Origin of the sequence: Cellulomonas biazotea, from assembly GCF_004306155.1 — a bacterium.
GTDB classification, from domain to species: Bacteria; Actinomycetota; Actinomycetes; order Actinomycetales; family Cellulomonadaceae; genus Cellulomonas; species Cellulomonas biazotea.
In genome coordinates this window covers 1-1,535 of record NZ_BIMR01000353.1, presented here as the reverse complement: position 1 = coordinate 1,535, position 1,535 = coordinate 1, and the positions used below count along the sequence as shown (strand labels likewise).

General features: G+C 75.2%; 1 protein-coding gene. It reads right to left on the bottom strand.

All coding sequences use genetic code 11. From position 1 onward, the window contains the following. Positions 1-432 precede the first annotated feature (432 nt). Positions 433-1,275 (bottom strand): HAD family hydrolase, encoded by an 843-nt coding sequence (locus CBZ_RS18400; RefSeq protein WP_130782917.1) that lies wholly within the window; start codon positions 1,273-1,275, stop codon positions 433-435. Positions 1,276-1,535 lie beyond the last annotated feature (260 nt).

The window sequence follows — 1,535 nt, the reverse complement described above, 5'->3', positions numbered from 1 at the left end:
TCGTCGCGGACGGCGTGCTCGGCGGGCGTCTGCCGGCGGGCGACTGAGCGCCGGCAGCGACCCCTTGCACCCCGGCACCGGGCCCCGGCACAACGACGGCGTCCCGAGGGACGCCGTCGCCGAACGGAAGCCGGGAGGGTGATCAAGCGTGCACGTGTCCAGTCGCGACGGGACGAGCCCGGTCGACCTGCCCAGAGGTGGGCAATCCTGCGCGTGGGTGCCCTCGCGGCGGTCCAGTTGTGCGTCTGTCGTACCTCAGGGTGGTCACGAAGGGAACTCGGGCCGGTGACGGTCCAGCACAGCGGCGGTCCGTGCCCGCATGGCGGGACGCCAGCCCATGATGCGGACGCCGCGCGGACGGGGTGACGGTGACCGGCCCGACGCCCGCGGCGGCGGGTGGCGACGGGACGTGAGGGCCTCGGGCGGAGGTCGTCAGGCCGCGCGCCGACGCGCGCGCCGCACCAGCCACACCGCCAGCGCGCACCCCGCCGCCACCGCGACCGTCGCGACGACGACCGACCGCGTCGACGGACGCACGAGCGACAGCAGCGCGACCGGCCGGCTGAACGTCAGCAGACCCCACCCGCGCTCCACCGCGACCCGGCGCAGCGCGCGGTCGGCGTTCACCGCGAACCCGTGCCCGACCGTCTCCAGCATCGGCACGTCGGTGATGGAGTCCGAGTACGCGTAGCTCGCCGCGAGGTCGTACCCGCGCTCGGCGGCGAGCTCGCGGATCGCCGTCGCCTTGTTCTCCCCGTAGGCGTAGAAGTCGATCTCGCCCGTGTAGAGGCCGTCGAGCACTGCCATGCGCGTCGCGATGACGTGGTCCGCGCCCAGCACCGCGGCGATCGGCTCGACGATCTCGCTGCCCGACGCCGAGACGATGACGACGTCCCGGCCCGCCTCGTGGTGCTCCTCGATGAGCGCGACCGCCTCCGCGTACACCGCGGGGTCGATCGACTCGTGCAACGTCTCGGCGACGATCGACGACACCTGCGCGACGTCCCAGCCCGTGACCATCCGCGAGAGCTGCGCGCGGAGCCGCTCGGTCTGCGCCTCGTCGGCGCCGCCCGCGAGGTACAGAAGCTGCGCGTAGGCCGTCCGGATCACCGAGCGGCGCGTGAGCAGGCCGCCCGCCATGAACGGGCGGGAGAAGGCCGTGGCCGACGACGTCGCGATGATCGTCTTGTCGAGGTCGAAGAACGCGGCGGTCGGTGCGTCCGTGTCGGGCGGGACGGCGACCGGTGTCGCGTCGGTCGTCCGGCTGTCGTCCATCGCGCTCCCGGGGCGGGCTCGTCGGGTCCCGTCGGTCGGGCCCGGTCGGGCCGTCCCGTGATCGCCGCGAGCCTAGTGGGCCAGGCCGACACGGGCGCGAGAGGTGCGGCGCGTGGACCTGCGGTGACGTGGCGTGCCGCGCGCGTGGAGGGCGTGCGCGTGCCGCCCGTGCCGCGCCGCGTTCCGCCCGCGTCACCCGTGCCGCGCGTCGGGCGGCCCGCGTGACCGCGCCGTCCGCGTCGCCGCGCCATCCGCGTGAC